We start from the raw sequence: 18185 nt of genomic DNA on the forward strand, positions 1-18185 counted from the left end.
GACTTTTACATCTTATCACTTCGTTCATCCGAAGTCAACAACTTTTTTTCAACTTATTTTTTAAGTTGTTTTCATTTTGTTGTTGCCTGCCTCTTAGCGAAGCAGGAATTAGAATATACCATAGCTACTTAAAAGAATGCAACCTCTTTTTTTGAATTTGTTTATCCCAGCCATGTTTCTCCTCTAACTCCTTCTATTAATAATAGGGATACTTAGGATAATGATGACACACTTACTAGAAGGGGCAGCCCACTTAGCATGGAATCTCAAACTCCCAAGCTCCTTTTTTCAGGCTAACCCCTTATTCATAGTACTAGAAGATAGACTCCTCTCTCCCTATTAAGCAGCTATTCCTAATGGAGAGAATAGAATGTAAACAGCGATCATAAGCACGATCATGACGACAGTAAATGCCTTCGCATGCTTCCATGGCGTCAAATCCACCTTGCCTGATTCAAACAGCTCGAAATCCTGTTCGCGCGGTTTCCATTTCCCGACGAGCAGCATGACTAACACGCAGACTGGGAACAATACACTTAAAATGTACAGGAAGTTGAGCGTACCCAAAAAGAATTTGGACAGGGTATAGAGCACAATATGGACAACCAATGCGATTTTAGGCGCAATTGCCGGTACCTTCTTGCTAAAGAAGCCGACAACGACAGCGGCAATGATCGGGATGTTATAAAATCCGAACATCTCCTGCAAGTAGTAATACAATCCTGAAGGAGCATACAGAATAAAGGGTGCAACAGCTACTGCAATAAGACCAAGCACGACGGCAAAGATTCTGCCTGCCTTCACGAGCTGCTGATCCGTCGCGTTCGGCTTGAATATCGGCTTGTAAATATCCAAGGTGAATAAGGTTAACGAACTGTTGAGCGCTCCATTAAATGAGCTTAATATCGCACCGAACAACACGGCCGCGAAAAATCCAGACAGTAACGTCGGAAGAACCTCAATAACAAGTGATGGATAGGCCATATCCGCATTGCTAAGCGAATTGTTAAAGAGATGATAGGCAATAATGCCCGGAAGAACGAGATAGAACGCTCCGAAAATTTTGAACATGCCGGCATACAGCACGCCCTTTTGGCCTTCCTTCAAGTTTTTGGCGCCCAGCGTCCGCTGAACGATCGCCTGATTCGTACACCAATAGAATAAATTGTTGAAGAGAAGCCCTGCGCAGATCGTCACCCAAGGAACTGGCGAAGAACTGTCACCAATGGAGTTCAACTTCTCGGGTTCTTTGTGCAGCAGTGTGCTGACCCCATCGAACAAATTGCCTCCTCCGAGTGCAACCAGACCAAGCACGGTAATGAGCAGACCACCGACAATAAGGCCGACTCCATTCAGCGTATCCGAGAGTGCACATGCGCGCAGACCGCCTAGTACCACGTAAGCAATCCCTGTAACCCCAATCGCAAGAGATACAACCAATATAATATTGAAATCACTCAGATCAAATCGAGCCGAAATATTAAAAATCGTATCAAGCACAAGTGCACCAGAATAGAGCACGGTAGGCAAATAAGCAACAGCATATCCAAGCAAAAACAAAATCGAGATAATCTGACGCGTACGCAAATCATAGCGCTGTTCCAGAAAATCCGGGATTGTCGTAATCCCTGACTTCAAATAACGTGGCAAGAAGATAAATGCCATAAAGATGAGCGCGATCGGCGATGTTACCTCCCAAGCCATGACAACCATGGAAGTTGCATAGCTTTGCCCATTCAATCCAACCATTTGCTCCGTCGATAAGTTCGTCAACAGCAGCGAGAAAGCGATTACAATACCTGTCAAGCTGCGCCCGCCCAGAAAGTATCCATCCGAGCTGTTCAAATCCACACTGCGCGTCTTGTACCAAGAGTACCAGGCAACAATTCCAGTATACAGTAAAAAGGTGATGACCGTGATGTAAGTCATGAAAGCCCTCCTCTATGCATAGAGAAATCTTGTGCTTATCATTGCTAGTTCTAGTAAATGGGACTGATGGCACCGAGAAGGATTACGAAATCCCATTTTTACTTGATGGCAGTCACAGCAGCAGGCATTCGAACGTCAACCAGTTGGCCGCTTTCAAATGACTCCTTGCATGCATACCCAAGCGCGGTCGACAGCACCCCATCCTCTACTGTTACTTTCGGTTGTCTTCCCTCGAGGATTGCCTGTACAAATTCAACTGCTTCATCCATATAAGCCTGTTCAAACCGTTCAAGGAATCCATTTGCGCACTCTCTCACGACACCCCGATCATCGAGAATCATGACTTGATTTTTCTCTGGTACAGTCCCGATGCGCAGTGATCCTTGCGTACCTATAATTTCAGTCTCGATATGATAGCCGTGCGCACAATTGCGACCCGCTACAAATATCCCCATCTTATTGTCTGCAAATTGTACAAGTGCTGCTCCGGTTTCTGCATCGTTCAGCTCCGCAAGCTCGGTATATCGATGAGAACCGCCGATTGCCCACACGCGTTCCGCTTCCACGCCCAAATACCACCGAGCCAAATCCAAATCATGAATTGCCATATCGAGGAACAAGCCCCCGCTATAGTTGCTCTTGGCAAATTGCATGAAGCCAGGCATCGCTTGCGCCGGATCGATTCCATAACAGCGAATCAGCACGGGTTCGCCAATCGCACCCGCTTCAATTTGTTTCTTCGCATACGCATAAGAGCGGTCGTATCTGCGCATAAAACCAAGCATGAACACCTGATTCGGATGCTTGCGAACAGCCTTCTGCACGCGCAGCGCTTCCTCCATGTACAGCCCAAGCGGCTTCTCACTGAATACATGAAACCCGGCTTCCAGCGCCTGCTCAATCTGTTCGCAATGATAAGAAGATGGAGAAGCAATAAAAATGGCGTCCAGTTCTTGATTGCGCAGCATATCCTCATAATTCGTATACCCGTAAGGGACATTCAGCTCTTGTTGAGCTTCCTCCACCTCTTCTGGTATCACACTGCATACGGCCATCAATTTGCAATTCGGAATGCGATGCGCCAAATTATCCGCGTGCTGCCGCCCGAGTCTTCCTAAGCCTACAAGACCTACCGATATCTGTTTGCCCTGTTTCATCTGTTCGTCCCTCCGTTTATACGCCCGCTTGCTGCAAAATATACTGTCTAGCCTTCATTGCGTATTCGAGCGGATTCGCCCGAGCAGGATCCTGCTCCGCTTCCACCAGCATCCAACCGCGGTATCCAGCCGCTGCAAGCGATTGGAACACCGGTTCGAAGGGAATGCATCCATCTCCGGGAACCGTGAATACCCCTTCCTTTACCGCCTGCAGGAAGCTGAGCTTTTCTTCAATTACGCGGCGCGCCACATCCTTGCGCACATCCTTCAAGTGAACATGCTTAATGCGATCCATATAACGATTCAATATGTATAGGGGATCCTCTCCGGAAAATACAAGGTGGCCTGTATCATACAGCAAGGACACCAGCTCCGGATCTGTGCTAGCCATCAGTCGCTCGATTTCCACCGTTGTCTGAACGCCAGTTCCCATATGATGATGGTACACGAGGTGCATATCCTTGGCCCGAGCGAGCTCTCCCAATCGATGAAGCCCCTCAGTTAAGCGCTTCCAATCTTCGTTGTTGAATATCGGTTTATTATCGAAAAGCGGAGTATCCATTTCTCCCTGAATGCTGTGTCCCTGCTCGGATACAACAATGACCTTCGAGCCCATCGCATGCAAAAAGTCACGGTGTTGAATAAATGCCTCTACCGTTTCTTCAAGTGGCTTCACAGTCAGGTAAGCGCTAAACCAGGCACTCGCTACCTCCAGATTCCTCAGATGCAGCGCCTTCCGCAGCACCTCAACTTCACGAGGATACTTATTGCCGATTTCCGTGCCGGCAAATCCAGCGAGCGCCATTTCGCTCACGCATTGCTCGAATGTATTTCCTCCGCCTAATTCAGGCATATCATCGTTCGTCCAACCAATAGGAGCAATCCCAATCTTCACACTCTCTGCTGCAAACATGCCCATTCCTCCCCAGAAGTCATAATTAAGATTCATGGAGGCAGGCGGATCAGCTTCGAAGGGCAGCTGGAACACCTCGCAAAGCTAGGTTCTAAAAAAAACCTTCCAATTACTACCTCCGCTGCCCATCAAGCGCTCTGAATATCGAACATTCCATGCAACTTCCACCTACGAAATACAGTGCCCGCCTGTCCACCGCCTGCTCCATTACTGCTGTTTCCTGCTCTGTGACATGTTAATAAAGGTTATTGCCGTCGAACTTGCCATCGAATATACGAGAGGATTGGCTAATATGGTCGTGCCTGGCTCAGGGATTGGCGCCGCTCATCATAGGCTTGGGCAATTGCCTTCTTGTCCGACACCTCTGCTACGCCGACATTCCACCATGCATCATAGCCATGGGTCATCGTCTTCGGGAGCACCTTAATATCGATCAACGTCGATTCCTTCTGGCGCTTAGCTGCCATCACAGCCTGTTCGAGCTCCTTCATGGTGCGTACCGAATACGTAACGGCTCCGTAACCCGAGGCACTAAGCGCAAAATCGATGCCGACAAGAGGCCCGTCCAGCTTGCCCGTATACGGGTTACGCGAACGGAACTCCGTGCCGAAGCTGCCCATACCGTTACCCATCTGTAAATTGTTAATACATCCGAAACCATTATTGTCGAATAGCAGGACGTTAATTTTCCGTCCCTCTTGAATGCTCGTCAGCAGCTCAGAGTGAAGCATTAAGTAACTTCCATCACCGGTAAAAGCGTATACCTCTCGCTCCGGCTCCGCCATCTTCACGCCAAGCGCGCCTGCAATTTCGTATCCCATACATGAGTAGCCATATTCCATATGGTACGAATGCGGTGTCTCAGCCCGCCACATCCGCTGCAAATCCCCTGGAAGGCTGCCGGCTGCGCCCACAACAATCGCATTGTCGCCGAGCAGTTGGTTCAAGGCGGCCACAACCTGTGTCTGTGTCAGGCTGCTGCCAAGCGCCGCCGCGTATTCTGGCAGTGCCTCATCCAAATGGCCCTCAATTTCTGGAGTAAATGAACCTGCGCCTTGTACGTACTGAATGCCAGCCAAGCGCTGCCATTCCTTATCCCAAGCGTCGCGCGCTTCTTGAATCTCCCCTGTATAGGCTGAACGGTAATCCAGGGATTGAAGCCGCTGATGAAGCTCCTCCAATCCCACTTTTGCGTCAGCCACTATCGGAGTTGCATCCAGCTTAATCGCTTGGAATTCGGATACATTCACCGTCACAACATCTATATCAGGATTGCCGAACAGTTCCTTAGAACCTGTCGTAAAATCAGTAAAGCGGGTTCCAACCCCAATAATGAGATCTGCATCCTTGGCTATTGCATTCGCAGCCGAATTGCCTGTAACTCCGATGCCGCCCAGATTAAGCGGATGAGAGCTTGCGATCGCGCTCTTGCCCGCTTGCGTCTCAGCCAACGGAATATGGAAGGCTTCCGCGAATGCCGTTAGTGCATCTCCCGCTTCGGAGTAGCGAACGCCTCCGCCGCAGATAAGCAGCGGCCTGCGTTTGCGAGCGATGAGGCGAACCGCATCTTCAAGCTGCGCCGCTGAGGCAGGCCGCCGATCGATTCGATGCACCCGCTTCTCGAAGAAGGAGGCGGGATAATCATACGCTTCCCCCTGTACATCCTGCGGCAATGCCAGTGTAACGGCACCGGTGTCGGCCGGATTAGTCAGCACCCGCATTGCTTGAATCAGTGCCGTCATTAGCTGCTCCGGACGTACGATTCGATCCCAATACTTGCTTACCGGACGAAAAGCATCATTCGTCGATATGGTAAGATCATGTGACTGCTCAATTTGCTGAAGCACCGGATCGGGCTGGCGAGAGGCGAACGTGTCTCCCGGAAGCAGCAGCACCGGAATTTGATTCGCCGTCGCCGTTGCCGCAGCGGTTATCATATTGGCTGCGCCCGGCCCGACAGAAGAGGTGCAGGCGCATATTTGCTTGCGCCGCATCTGCTTGGCAAATGCGACGGCAGCCTGAGCCATCCCCTGCTCATTGCGCCCTTGGTATACTTCCAAGCCGCCGCAGTTCTCTTCGAGCGCTTGGCCCAATCCAAGCACATTGCCATGACCAAATATCGTAAATACGCCTTTAATGAAGCGCTGCTCCACACCGTCAAACTCCACATATTGCTGATCCAGGAACTTGACGAGTGCCTGCGCCATTGTTAAACGGATCGTTTCCATCCCGAACACCATCCTTACCAGCGCGTAGTGACCATCTTTTTGCGGGTATAGAACTCTACTCCGTCCGTGCCGTTCGCATGCAAATCCCCATAGAAGGAATCCTTGTAGCCAGAGAACGGGAAGAAGGCCATCGGTGCTGGGACGCCAACGTTTACACCGAGCATCCCTGCATCGATATGCTCACGGAATTGTCTCATATAAGCGCCGCTCGACGTGAAGATGCAGGCACCGTTCGCAAACCGCGATTCATTCGCCCAAGCGATTGCCTCATCGATATCCTTTACACGCACAATTGACAATACCGGCGCAAAAATCTCATCCTGCCAAATCTTCATTTGCTGTGTCACTTCATCGAAAATCGTCGGCCCCATGAAGAAGCCATCGCCATTGGTTTCTGCGTCCTGGCGGCCATCGCGCACAAGTTTGGCCCCCTCCTGCACGCCAGCATCAATGTAACCGATCGCTCTCTCCTTATGACCTTCGCGAATGACTGGCCCAAGGAACACGTCATCGCGTTCGCCGTTGCCGATAATAAGTTCATCAGAAGCCTTCACAAGCTGTGCAACAAACTCGTCCGCAACCGATTCCTGCACGAGCACAACTGAGCAGGCCATGCAGCGTTCTCCGGCCGAACCGAATGCTGCATTGATAATTTGCGTCGTAGCGTTCTCCAAATTCGCGTCTTCCATTACGATCGAGTGATTCTTGGCTCCGGTCAAGGCCTGCACGCGCTTCAAGTTGGCAGTGCCGCGCTTGTATACATATTCGCCGACTGGCTGGGAGCCAACGAAGGAGATCGCCTTCACCTGCTTATGATCAAGCAATCCATTCACGACATCATGCGCCCCATGGACAATATTCAGAACGCCCTTCGGCAAGCCCGCTTCTTCCATGAGCTCCGCCAAACGGCAAGCCAGAAGAGGAGTACGCTCGGAAGGCTTCAATACGAACGTGTTGCCGCAGGCGATCGCCAGCGGGAACATCCAGCACGGCACCATCATTGGGAAGTTGAACGGGGTAATGCCGCCAACGACACCGATTGGATAACGGTACATGCCGGATTCAATGTTGGTAGCAATGTCCGGCAACTGCTTGCCCATCATGAGCGTTGGTGCACCGGCTGCGAATTCCACGCATTCGATGCCTCGCTGCACTTCACCGTATGCTTCTTTGAAATTTTTGCCGTTCTCAAGCGTAATCAGCTTGGCCAGCTCATCCCAATGCTCAACGAGAAGCTGCTGATACTTGAACATGATGCGCGCCCGACGCGGAACAGCAGTACGCGACCATGTGCGGAACGCTTCCGCAGCCACAGCTACCGCTTCATTCAATTCTTCCATGCTGGACAACGGGACATGCCCGATAATGTCGCCCGTAGCCGGATTGTATACCGGTTCCGTTTTACCCGATGTTGATTCCTTCCATTGTCCCCCGACATAGTTGCGAATGGTGATTGCTTCTGTCATGTTCCATTCTCCTCTCGTCATTTCATATATAGTAAAGAACATCTGAAATCCGGATGTGAACCTAGTAAACCGTTCCTTTTATAAGTTCAAAGTTATAAGTTCAAAGCTTGGTGGGCATTCAGCAGCAGCATCTTCTGCTTGGCCGCTTCCTTTACTGCCTCCATCGGGCGGGCGAATAAAGCAACCCGATCGAACTCATTCGGCTTGTCCTGCATTTCGTTACGCAGTGTCTTCCCAAACGCCATGCGAAGCGCCGTTCCGATATTGACCTTGCTGATGCGTGTAGCCGCAAGCCTACGCAAATCATCATCCTTCACACCGGTCGATCCATGCAGTACGAGCGGCACCGATACGACGCGCTCAATCTCCGCGAGCCGTTCGTAATCAATCGGTGCGGACTGCTCTTCCATCCGATGCAGTGTACCGATCGCCACTGCCAGTGCATCGACGCCAGTCTCTTCGGCAAACACCTTTGCTTCGCCTGGTGCTGTCAGCCTTGCCTCCACATTCATAGATGGATCCGTATATCCGACAGCGCCAATTTCCGCTTCGACAGGAATGCCGCAGGCATGTGCCAGCTTTACAATTTCCCGCGTGTTGCGGATATTGTCCGCAAGCGGCAGCTGTGAGCCGTCATACATAATGGATGTGTACCCGCTCATAATCGCTTCGGCTGCCGACTCGAATCCATCGCCGTGATCCAAATGGATGCATACTGGCACCTTCGCACGCTCAGCCAAGCTTCTGTACAACGCTCCTGATACTTGAAGAGGCATGTAGCGAAGCGCCACCTTATTTGTCGCCAATATGACCGGCGCTCCGACTTCCTCGGCTGCGGCAATGACCGCTGAAGCATCCTCATAACCAAATACGTTAAATGCCGGCACGGCCGCATTGCGTTCCGGCAACCCCTGCATCATTTCCGTTAATGTAACGAGCATGAACCGTCCCTCCATGTTGAATGACTTATAACTTGCTCAATAAATATCTCATCCGCCGCAAATTCCCCATCGATCCGTAGTGGCTGCATTCAATCGAATGCAGTTTCATTCCAATCGAGGATTTGGTCGTGTGTCAGCGGCATTCAAGTCTATTCCCCACGCTCCGCGCTTCTGATGAATTCATCCAGTTCCGCGGTCGTTGGCATCGCGTCTGAGCAGCTATGGCGCGAGATAACGATGGCAGCCGAAGCGCTGCCGTATTCCATCGCACGCGGCAAATCCCAGCCCTGCATCAACGCATAAATCATGGCAGACGCATAGGAATCGCCCGCTCCGAATGTCTTGAGCACCTTCGTCTTGAAAATGCCCCCTCTATGCGCTTCTCCGTCTTTCGTATAGGCAATCGAACCTTCCGAGCCATGCTTAATGAGAACAACCTGCGCATGATGCCCGAACCATTTCGCTGCCGTCAGTCGATCGTCCGCTTGCTGACCGGAGAACTTCTCCATCATGTCGAACTCTTCGCGCGTTCCAATGATAAAGTCGCATTTTTCCGCCGCAAGCTGATAATAAATCGAGGTTTCCGCAACATTTTTCCAGGTGTACGGGCGATAGTCTAGATCGAAAAATACGAATACCCCATGCTTGCGTGCATATTCCAAGGCAATGAATACTGCCTCGCGTGACGGGCTCGCAGCGAGCGCCGTTCCTGATATGAGCAGCGCCTTCGTCTGCTTGATATACTCCTCAGATACCTCTTCCGGCTTAAGGAGGAGATCCGCTACATGGTCACGGTACATCAGAATGCTGCAATCTGTAGGACTTTTAATTTCAGTAAAGGCTAATCCTGTCATTGCTCCCGTATCATCAACAGCAAGCTGCGACGTATCTATCGATTGATCGTTCAAATATTGTCGTATGTAACGGCCCATCTGATCATCGGACAGCTTGCCGATGAATCCGCTTTTCATGCCGAGGCGTGCCGCCCCAATTGCAATGTTCGCTGGAGATCCGCCCACGTACTTCGTGAACGTTCTCGTCTCCTCCATTGGCCGATTAATTTCGTTCGCATTTAGATCGATGCACAGTCTTCCGATGGCAATCAAGTCGAATGGCCGATCCTTAGGGAATGATAGTGTACTCATATCCAGTCAGCACCTCCATGTTCTCTACCTCATGCCCTCTTTCTGCAGGACTGAGGCCACTATGATGCAGTCTCTTTCTGTTGCGAGTTGAGTTAAGCGCTTACCTTGTAGCTAATTATATGCACACCAATTTGGTAATGTAAACGCTTTTTTAATGATTTAATAAGTTCTTTTTTTCACTTACACATCTTCTTTTCCTATTTAAAATAACTTGCCATTTTCCCTGTAACACAGCGGAAACACACTCGATTATTGATTTTTCACCTTGCCAACCTCTGGAACATGGCCTATAGTTAAAATATGAGTTAAGCGCTTTCCCTACTTTGCCTAGTAAGTCGTCGTTTTACTGTTCCATATACAGAACAATTTCGATCACACTCAGAGAAAGCAGGGATTATTATGCTGCAAGTAGGAATCTTCGGAGCCGGGCGAATTGGAAAGCTGCATGCCAGCCATATTCAACAAATGAGCAATATCCGCGTTCGCGCAATATCAGACGTATATACGGAAGGGTTGAACGAATGGGCTTCCGCGCATGGAATCCCAGTTGTCACGAACGACTATCAAGACATTCTTCATGACCCGGATATTCAAGCGGTGTTTATCTGTTCACCGACCAGCACACATGCGGACATCATTCGTGAGGCTGCCGAAGCCGGCAAGCATATTTTCTGTGAGAAGCCTGTCAGCTTCTCAATCGAAACGACAGAGCAAGCACTAGCTGCGGTTAAGAAGTCCGGCGTGAAAATGCAGGTCGGCTTTAACCGCCGCTTTGACCATAATTACAAAAAAGCGCGTGACGTCGTACAATCCGGAGGCATTGGAGCCCCACACTTGCTGCGCATTACGTCGCGCGATCCAGAACCGCCATCAGCAGAGTATATCGCCAAATCCGGCGGACTGTTCATTGATATGACCATTCACGACTTCGATATGGCCCGCTATGTCATGCAAAGCGAGGTCGTTGAGGTATATGCGCAAGGAGCGAATCTGGTCGATCCGAAAATTGGGGAATTGAACGATATTGACACAGCCATTGTTAGTCTTCGCTTTGCCAACGGTGCGCTCGGCATTATCGAGAACAGCCGCAAGGCCGTGTACGGTTATGATCAGCGTCTGGAAGCATTCGGCTCCGATGGCTGTGTCTCAACACAGAACGACCGTCCTTCTACAGCGGTTGTTGCGACGGCTAATGGGGTTCATATGGACAAGCCGCTGCATTTCTTCATCGAGCGCTATACGCAGGCCTATATTCAGGAGGTTCAAGACTTCGTTCGGGCCATTATGCACGATGGTCCAGTCGTCTGTGATGCCAACGACGGATTGCAGGCGGAACGCATCGCACTGGCGGCCAAAGAGTCGCTGCGTACCGGGCTGCCTGTTAAGATAGCCCATTAACATATAGATTTGTATTTATAAAAACTATTCTCTACTGAGGCAAGGAGGCCGCCTTTATGTCTAAATTACTCGTATCGCCACAACCAAGAGATGAGCAAGGCAAGGTCATTTCCGTTACGCCGCAAAGCGCAGGCTGGGAGTATGTAGGGTTCGAACTGTATTCGCTGCAGCCAGGTGAAAAGCTGCAAAACGATACAAATGAGCAGGAGGTATGCCTTGTCCTGCTGAGTGGGAAGGCTGAGGTCAGCACTTCGAAAAAATCGTTCGGTGTGCTTGGACAGCGCATGAGTGTATTTGAGCGCATTCCTCCGTATTCGGTTTACGTGCCGAACCATGATCGATATACCGTTCAGGCCGAAACGTCCTTAGAACTAGCTGTCTGTGCGGCCCCTGGCAAGGGGACATACCCGGCTCGCGTCATCGCTCCTGAAGATGTCGGTGTAGAAACACGCGGTTCTGGCAGCATCGAGCGGCATATCCATAATATTTTGCCGGAACAAAAAGAGGCGGACAGCCTGCTCGTCGTAGAGGTGTTCACGCCTGGCGGGCATTGGTCCAGCTATCCGCCGCATAAGCACGATCAGGAAAATCTGCCGCATGAATCTTATTTGGAAGAAACCTATTATCATGAAGTCAATCCTGAGCAAGGGTTCATTATGCAGCGCGTATACAATGACGACCGTTCGTTGGATGAGACGATGGCCGTGCCGCACCGCCATGTCGTCCTAGTTCCAGAGGGGTACCACCCGGTATCCGCGCCTCCAGGATACGATTCCTATTATTTGAACGTGATGGCGGGACCTGTGCGTACATGGAAGTTCCACAATGATCCCGAACACGAGTGGCTTTTTGAAAAAAAGTGATGCCGCTTATTTCGAGCAGTCTCTTACAGGAGAATGGCGTAGTCCATTCTCCTTTTGTTGTATAATGAGAAATAAAGAGAAGACGTACACAAGAAGTGCGAAGAACGATGAGGAGTTCCCTATGAAATCAACTATTTACGACGTAGCCAAGGCGGCTGGCGTATCCATTGCCACCGTATCGAAGGTCGTCAATCAAACAGGCAATATTAGTGCCAAAACACGTGAGCGTGTCCTCCATATAATGAAAGAGCTGCAATACCAGCCGAGTGTAGTTGCTTCCGCGTTAACCGGAAAGAAAACGTCCACCTTCGGCCTGCTCATCTCCGATCTGGCCAACCCCTTTTTCGCTGAGGTGGCCCGCAATCTGGAGGATCAAGCGCAAGCGTCCGGATACAGTATTGTTATGTGCAGCACAGACAATAAGGATGATAAAGGGCTAAATTACATTTCCCTATTGCAGCGCAAGCAAATTGACGGGCTTATCATTGCCTGCCAATTTACAAAATGGTCGCAGCTAGAAGACTACATTACCGACAGTCTCCCCATCGTGCTATTCTCCAAAGACATCACATCCCTGACCATGCACACCGTGACCGTGGATGACTATAAAGGCGGCTACGAGGCGATTCGTCACCTGCTCCAGCTTGGACATACCGATATCGGCATCATTACAGAGGACAGCCCAAGCGGTGAGCACCGGGTTCGAGGCGCCAAGCAAGCGATGAAGGATGCAGGAATCGAGCCGAACGAACAATGGATCACAGTCGTTCACTCGTCTGTCGCAGAAGGGTGTTCCGGCGCAAATCAAATACTGCAGCAGTCTTCCCGTCCGACTGCGATATTCACCTGCAATGATTTGCTAGCCGTCGGCGCTATGCAGTCTGTACACCAGATCGGCTTGCAGGTTCCTAACGATTTGTCCATCATTGGATTCGACGATACGATCCTGTCTCAAATCGTCGTGCCGCGTCTCACGACGATCGCACAGCCAATTCCCGATATGGCCAAGGAAACGATTCAATTGCTGCTCCGCCAAGCAGACAATCCAGACATGCCGAAGCAAAAGATCGTGTTCCAGCCACAATTGATTTCGGGGGATTCTACGCAGGTGCGAGAAACCGACGGCAAATGATCCTACTTGAAAATTTATAGTCGTAGTTAATTTAGCCCTTTGGCTGATCTAATACGAGAAGAGCCGTAAGGATGCAACAATCCCTACGACTCTTCGCCTATAATCTTGGTTTCAAGTAAAACAACCAGAGAAAAGACAATGTTAATATGTGGTATAATAATCAGACACAACACACCTTGAGTGGAAAGACTCCCTCCTGAAAGGAGGTGAGTCCTATGAACTTCTCCTTTTCTGATATGATCATGTTCGCCACGTTTATCGTCGCGCTGCTGACTTACATGGATAGAAAAAAGAAGTAACCCATCAAGGTTGGCGCCAGAAATGGGTTACTTCTTTACTTTAACTCTTAATCTGGAGGGGAAACCCACTCAAGATGTTTGTGCTTAGGAGCAGTTCGCCGCTGCTCCTTCCTTATTGTTATCATACCACATGCTGGAATATACCTCAACGGTTCGCAGTCGATACGGTTGTTCAAACCTTTTCCACCAGAAGCGGAACGACCTGTCCAGCATGAACATCGATCAATCCCAGATCCGTTATCTTCAGCGCCGGACTTACTGGCAAGGAATGCGTACACAGCGACATAATCGGGTTGTAATGCTCGTAGCCGATTGATTCCATCGCCTCGCGCAGCTTCTTCACGGCTTGTCCGAACTCCTCGAACGGCTCCTCTGACAAAATGCCGCCGACAGGCAGCGGAATATGTGCAATCACCTTGCCGTCATCAACGACACAGAAGCCGCCTTGATCCGCAATGACTGTATTGGCCGCAAGCACCATATCTGCCTGTGAATGACCTACGACAAGCAGGTTGTGATTGTCATGTGAATACGTCGTCGCAATCGCTCCGCGCTTAATCGTGTTGCCCGTAATGAGTCCGTAAGCACGGTTGCCGTTCTTGCCATAACGTTCGAAGGTAGCAATCAACCCATATGGACTCTCCTGCCACTTCAATTCTCCATCTGCCACACGTACCGATTCATGCAGTTCCTTCGTGTTCGTCGTTCCGTTCAACACCTGCATGACGCGGCAGAGATACTCGCCATCAACAGCCTCTGCAGCTACCTGGAAATCTTCTGCCGTTAGCTTCTGCAACTTCACACTCTCATAGAAATGAGACGGGAATTGGCGTTCACCGCGCTCTTGCTCATAGGCTGTTCCAGCCTCATAAGCCAAGCGTCCATGCTTGTATACCGAAGCGATGTCGAACTGCTCAACGTCGCTGAGCAGTACGAAGTCCGCCACTTTATTCGGTGCAATTGCTCCGCGATCGTACAAGTGCATCCGTCTGGCTGGCGTATACGTAGCCGCATAAATCGCGCGTTCCGGCTTCATGCCCATGGCCATCGCCTTTTTAACTAAGTGATTCAAATGGCCGTCTTGAACGAAGGTATCCGCCATGACGTCATCCGTTACGAAGCAGAACAGCTCTGCTACGTCCTCATGAATGAGTACATCCATAATGTCCGGTGTCATCGACTTCTCCTGAATCTCAAGGAACATCCCGTTCGCCATCCGATCGCGCATGCTGTCCACGGCCTGCTCGGTATGATCGGAGTCTACTCCTGCGAACATGAAGCGTGCCAGTTCTAGATCAACCAGCTTCTTCGGCGTATGTCCCTCGATAACGAGATTCGGATAATTGGTGCGGATATGGTGCAGGATGCGGTTCGTCTTGCAGTCCGGATCGCGTAGAACATCGACCGAGTTCATAATCTCGCCCAGGCACACGACACGCTCATCTTTCAGCAGCTCATCGATATCTGCAATGTCGATTTCCCCGCCCGTGGTCTCCAGTGGCGTTGCAGGCACCGAGCTCGGAATTGCATATAAGATGTCCGCTGTGCAGCCCTTGCTTGCATTGATCATTTCCTTCACGCCTTCAACGCCGAACACGTTCGCCATCTCATGCGGCTCGGATACAATCGTCGTGACCCCGTTTTGAATTAGGCCGTGCGAGAACGTCTGCGGCGTAACCATCGTGCTCTCAATATGAAGATGGATATCGACGAGGCCTGGAATCATGTACTTTCCCGTACCGTCCACGACTTTGACCGCCTCGAATGCATCCGTTCCGCGATTCCCAATGTAGAGGAAACGTCCATCCTGAATAGCGGCATTCCCTTGTATGAATCGTTTCAAATACACGTTATATACGCTGACGTTCGTTACCAACAAATCTATTTTCATGTCTCCACTCCTCGCTGTCCTTCGTTCGTTGGTATAGAGGTATACATGTAATATTAATTCGACGTTCTCACCAATACGACTTTTTCTTTCGGCAGTACGAGCTTCACGGCTGTACCGCGTTCGAACGGCGTCTCCATTTCGCGATTTACCGTGAATTCGCCAAGCGGCGTTTCGACGATGTATTGATAGCTGCGACCGAGGAAGGTACTGATTTTCACTTGACCGTCAATCTGGTTCCATCCCGCTTCCACATCCTCAGCCGTTAAGCCGCCAATCCCAGCCGTATATTCGCTGTCTGTAGCTACCAGAAGATCGTCCGGACGAATGGCCCCCTTCATCGAGCTGGACAATGGATGGCCTGAGCGATGGATGACCTGCATCTTCACTCCTTCTGCGCCGTGTATCGTAATCGCTCCTCCGTCATCATGCATTTCGCCAATGTCGATAAAGTTGTTGAAGCCGATGAACCGGGCAACGAATTCAGTAGCCGGGTATTTATAAATGTTCGCAGGCGCATCCAATTGCTCAATGACGCCTTTGTTCATGATGGCAACCTTATCTGAAATGGAGAAGCACTCCTCTTGGTCGTGAGATACATACACGCTTGTAATTCCAAGCTGCTTCTGAATACGGCGAATTTCTACACGCATATTGACGCGCAGGTTCGCGTCCAGGTTACTGAGCGGTTCGTCGAACAGGAGCAGATCCGGCTGAATGACGAGCGCACGAGCGATTGCAACGCGTTGACGCTGTCCACCGGACAATTCTCCGGGGAATCGCTTTTCGAAGCCTTTCAGGTCTACAACCTCCAGCATCTCATGTACACGCTTCGCGATGGACGACTTGTCCACCTTGCGCAGCTTCAAGCCGTACGCGACATTGTCGAACACGCTCATGTGCGGGAACAGCGCATAGCTCTGGAATACGAAGCCGAAGTTGCGCTTGTTCACCGGCACCCGTGTATAATCTTTCCCTTGGAATAGGAACTTGCCGTCCTTCGCTTCCAGGAAGCCAGCAATCAGGCGCAGCGTTGTCGTCTTGCCGCAGCCTGATGGTCCGAGCAGAGAGATCAGCTCGCCTTCGTTCAGGCTTAGGTTGAAGTCTTTCAAGATCAGGTTTTTCTCGTATGCAACAGATATATTTTGAAGGGATAGCAATTCCATGATCGTTGGCCTCCGATGTATGCTAGTTATTTTTCGTGAAGTAGGAGAGTCCCATTAAGCGTTCAATTGAGAACATAAGCAATGCTGTAATGACCATCAGCAGCACCGAAATCGCGGCAATCGTCGGGTCGAAGTAATTCTCGACATAGGTCAGCATTTGAATCGGCAGTGTGCTCACCCCAGGTCCCGTCATGAACACGGAAATATCTACGTTGTTGAACGATTCCAGGAACGCGAGCAGAACCCCCGCGATAAGACCGGAACGAATGTTAGGCAGCACGACCGTGAAGAATGTCTGCAGTCGGCTCGCACCTAAGCTCATGGACGCTTCTTCAACGGAATAGTCGAAGTTCGCCAAGCTCGATGCAATGACCCGAATGATAAATGGCAGCATCAGCACGATGTGTCCGATCAGCAAGCTTGTATATACGGGCAGTTCGAATTTCACGACTAAATACTTGAGCATCGTGAAGCCGAGCACGACCCCAGGGATCAAAATCGGCGAGATAAAGATGGCATTGAGCAGCCCCTTGCCCTTAAACTGATAGCGGCTCAGCGCATATGCAGCAGGAACGCCGAGCAGAAGTGCAATCAGGTTGCCGGCAAGCGCGACGATGATCGTAACTTTGAACGTAGACAAAAACATTTCGACATCAAAAATATTGCGATACCATTTCAGTGAGAAACCTTCTGGCGGGAACTTCAGTACCGAACCCTCTCCAAAAGACGTTGCCATAATAATGATGAGCGGCCCGAGCAAAAAGAGAAACACCAATCCCGTAAATACGGCGAGTCCGCGATGTTGTTCTTTCATAAGAAGTTAACCCCCGTTATCCCTTCGGATTCAATTTGCGAGCGAGCTGGTTCATAAGACCGATAATGATGAAGGTGACGACAATCATGACGGTCGCAATAATCGAAGCCATATCCCAGTCGTTGAGCGTCATCGCATTCTGATACAGGAACGTAGCGACGACTCGCTGTTTGCCGCCAAGCAGCTGCGGCGTCGTATACGCCGTTAGACTGCCGACGAATACAAGGATGCTGCCAACGATAAGACCAGGCACACACAGCGGTACGATGACGGTCATAAAGCCCTTCATGCGCGATGCGCCAAGACTTGATGAAGCATTTAACAGGTCGCCGTCAATGTTCTCCATAACACCGACGAGCGAAATGATCATAAGCGGCAAAAACAGATGAATAAGACCGATCATCATCGCGGTCGGCGTATACATGATTTTTAACGGCTCATCAATTAATCCAATGCTGGTCAACAGCTGATTCACCAAACCGTTCTTGCCGAGAATGACCATCCAACTGAAGGAGCGCACAATCGCACTCGTCATGAGTGGGAAGATTGCGAGCGCCAGCAGGATTCCTTTGATACGCGCCTTCTGCCGTGAAATATAGTAAGCAGCAGGGAATCCGATCATTATGCAGGCAAGTGTTGTAACGAAGCTGACCTGCAGTGTAGTACCTAATATTTTCAGCATGTACGGATCGCCGAGCAGCTTCACATAACCGTCGATTGTAAATTGCCCTTCACGGAAGAAAGTTGAGCCAATCGTCATGAAGATCGGGATGATCATGAACAAGGTCAAGAATACGAGTCCCGGAAGCAGCAGCCATATAAATGGTTTTTTCATCAGTTCGTCTC

At 50.3% G+C, this 18185-nt stretch carries 15 protein-coding genes; 4 read left to right on the forward strand and 11 right to left on the reverse strand.

From position 1 onward, the window contains the following. Positions 1-339 precede the first annotated feature (339 nt). The 7 genes from PBN151_RS20490 to iolC form a co-directional block, all read right to left on the reverse strand. On the reverse strand, positions 340-1929 hold the full coding sequence (locus tag PBN151_RS20490) for a solute:sodium symporter family transporter (protein WP_072730494.1): 1590 nt from the start codon (positions 1927-1929) through the stop codon (positions 340-342). Between the two features lie 98 nt (positions 1930-2027). Then, complete coding sequence (locus PBN151_RS20495) at positions 2028-3086, reverse strand: Gfo/Idh/MocA family oxidoreductase (RefSeq protein ID WP_072730495.1); 1059 nt, start codon at positions 3084-3086, stop codon at positions 2028-2030. Between the two features lie 16 nt (positions 3087-3102). After that, positions 3103-3999, reverse strand: coding sequence for a myo-inosose-2 dehydratase (gene iolE / locus PBN151_RS20500; protein WP_072730496.1), 897 nt, complete (start codon positions 3997-3999; stop codon positions 3103-3105). 287 nt (positions 4000-4286) lie between these two features. After that, positions 4287-6227 (reverse strand): 3D-(3,5/4)-trihydroxycyclohexane-1,2-dione acylhydrolase (decyclizing), encoded by a 1941-nt coding sequence (gene iolD, locus PBN151_RS20505; protein WP_072730497.1) that lies wholly within the window; start codon positions 6225-6227, stop codon positions 4287-4289. Positions 6228-6241: 14 nt separating this feature from the next. Next, positions 6242-7693, reverse strand: a complete 1452-nt coding sequence (locus PBN151_RS20510) for a CoA-acylating methylmalonate-semialdehyde dehydrogenase (protein ID WP_072730498.1) — start codon at positions 7691-7693, stop codon at positions 6242-6244. 92 nt (positions 7694-7785) lie between these two features. Beyond that, the gene (locus PBN151_RS20515; RefSeq protein WP_072730499.1) at positions 7786-8634 is read right to left on the reverse strand and encodes a class II fructose-bisphosphate aldolase; all 849 of its coding nucleotides are present in this window, start codon (positions 8632-8634) and stop codon (positions 7786-7788) included. 149 nt (positions 8635-8783) lie between these two features. Further along, positions 8784-9779 (reverse strand): 5-dehydro-2-deoxygluconokinase, encoded by a 996-nt coding sequence (gene iolC / locus PBN151_RS20520; protein WP_005543167.1) that lies wholly within the window; start codon positions 9777-9779, stop codon positions 8784-8786. Between the two features lie 393 nt (positions 9780-10172). On the opposite strand from iolC, the gene iolG reads away from it, so the two are divergent. From iolG to PBN151_RS32555, 4 genes are all read left to right on the forward strand, one after another. Beyond that, a complete protein-coding gene (iolG, locus tag PBN151_RS20525) occupies positions 10173-11177 on the forward strand; it encodes an inositol 2-dehydrogenase (RefSeq protein ID WP_072730500.1) in 1005 nt (334 codons plus the stop codon). 56 nt (positions 11178-11233) lie between these two features. Continuing rightward, positions 11234-12040, forward strand: coding sequence for a 5-deoxy-glucuronate isomerase (gene iolB, locus PBN151_RS20530; protein ID WP_072730501.1), 807 nt, complete (start codon positions 11234-11236; stop codon positions 12038-12040). A gap of 121 nt (positions 12041-12161) precedes the next feature. Beyond that, on the forward strand, positions 12162-13172 hold the full coding sequence (locus tag PBN151_RS20535; protein ID WP_072730611.1) for a LacI family DNA-binding transcriptional regulator: 1011 nt from the start codon (positions 12162-12164) through the stop codon (positions 13170-13172). A 236-nt stretch (positions 13173-13408) separates the two neighbouring features. Continuing rightward, complete coding sequence (locus PBN151_RS32555) at positions 13409-13471, forward strand: putative holin-like toxin (RefSeq protein ID WP_370510443.1); 63 nt, start codon at positions 13409-13411, stop codon at positions 13469-13471. Between the two features lie 172 nt (positions 13472-13643). On the opposite strand, the gene PBN151_RS20540 is transcribed toward PBN151_RS32555, so the two are convergent. From PBN151_RS20540 to PBN151_RS20555, 4 genes are read right to left on the reverse strand one after another with little or no spacing between them, the layout of a single operon-like run. Next, positions 13644-15362, reverse strand: coding sequence for an adenine deaminase (locus tag PBN151_RS20540; RefSeq protein WP_072730502.1), 1719 nt, complete (start codon positions 15360-15362; stop codon positions 13644-13646). Positions 15363-15415: 53 nt separating this feature from the next. After that, positions 15416-16525: an ABC transporter ATP-binding protein gene (locus tag PBN151_RS20545; RefSeq protein ID WP_072730503.1), complete on the reverse strand. Its 1110-nt coding sequence runs from the start codon at positions 16523-16525 to the stop codon at positions 15416-15418. A gap of 22 nt (positions 16526-16547) precedes the next feature. Continuing rightward, complete coding sequence (locus PBN151_RS20550; RefSeq protein ID WP_021252207.1) at positions 16548-17339, reverse strand: ABC transporter permease; 792 nt, start codon at positions 17337-17339, stop codon at positions 16548-16550. Between the two features lie 16 nt (positions 17340-17355). Beyond that, positions 17356-18174: an ABC transporter permease gene (locus PBN151_RS20555; RefSeq protein WP_028533676.1), complete on the reverse strand. Its 819-nt coding sequence runs from the start codon at positions 18172-18174 to the stop codon at positions 17356-17358. Between the last annotated feature and the right edge of the window lie 11 nt (positions 18175-18185).

The sequence above is a fragment of the Paenibacillus sp. NAIST15-1 genome (assembly GCF_001894745.1).
Lineage (GTDB): Bacteria > Bacillota > Bacilli > Paenibacillales > Paenibacillaceae > Paenibacillus_B > Paenibacillus_B suaedae.

What these genes read in the sequence shown, in the direction of transcription:
- PBN151_RS20495 (WP_072730495.1), bottom strand. Translation starts at nt 3,086, where the DNA reads ATGAAACAGGGCAAACAGATATCGGTAGGTCTTGTAGGCTTAGGAAGA.
- PBN151_RS20555 (WP_028533676.1), bottom strand. Translation starts at nt 18,174, where the DNA reads ATGAAAAAACCATTTATATGGCTGCTGCTTCCGGGACTCGTATTCTTG.
- iolD (WP_072730497.1), bottom strand. Translation starts at nt 6,227, where the DNA reads ATGGAAACGATCCGTTTAACAATGGCGCAGGCACTCGTCAAGTTCCTG.
- PBN151_RS20540 (WP_072730502.1), bottom strand. Translation starts at nt 15,362, where the DNA reads ATGAAAATAGATTTGTTGGTAACGAACGTCAGCGTATATAACGTGTAT.
- PBN151_RS20510 (WP_072730498.1), bottom strand. Translation starts at nt 7,693, where the DNA reads ATGACAGAAGCAATCACCATTCGCAACTATGTCGGGGGACAATGGAAG.
- PBN151_RS20515 (WP_072730499.1), bottom strand. Translation starts at nt 8,634, where the DNA reads ATGCTCGTTACATTAACGGAAATGATGCAGGGGTTGCCGGAACGCAAT.
- iolB (WP_072730501.1), top strand. Translation starts at nt 11,234, where the DNA reads ATGTCTAAATTACTCGTATCGCCACAACCAAGAGATGAGCAAGGCAAG.
- iolE (WP_072730496.1), bottom strand. Translation starts at nt 3,999, where the DNA reads ATGTTTGCAGCAGAGAGTGTGAAGATTGGGATTGCTCCTATTGGTTGG.
- iolC (WP_005543167.1), bottom strand. Translation starts at nt 9,779, where the DNA reads ATGAGTACACTATCATTCCCTAAGGATCGGCCATTCGACTTGATTGCC.
- PBN151_RS20550 (WP_021252207.1), bottom strand. Translation starts at nt 17,339, where the DNA reads ATGAAAGAACAACATCGCGGACTCGCCGTATTTACGGGATTGGTGTTT.
- PBN151_RS20535 (WP_072730611.1), top strand. Translation starts at nt 12,162, where the DNA reads ATGAAATCAACTATTTACGACGTAGCCAAGGCGGCTGGCGTATCCATT.
- PBN151_RS20545 (WP_072730503.1), bottom strand. Translation starts at nt 16,525, where the DNA reads ATGGAATTGCTATCCCTTCAAAATATATCTGTTGCATACGAGAAAAAC.
- PBN151_RS20490 (WP_072730494.1), bottom strand. Translation starts at nt 1,929, where the DNA reads ATGACTTACATCACGGTCATCACCTTTTTACTGTATACTGGAATTGTT.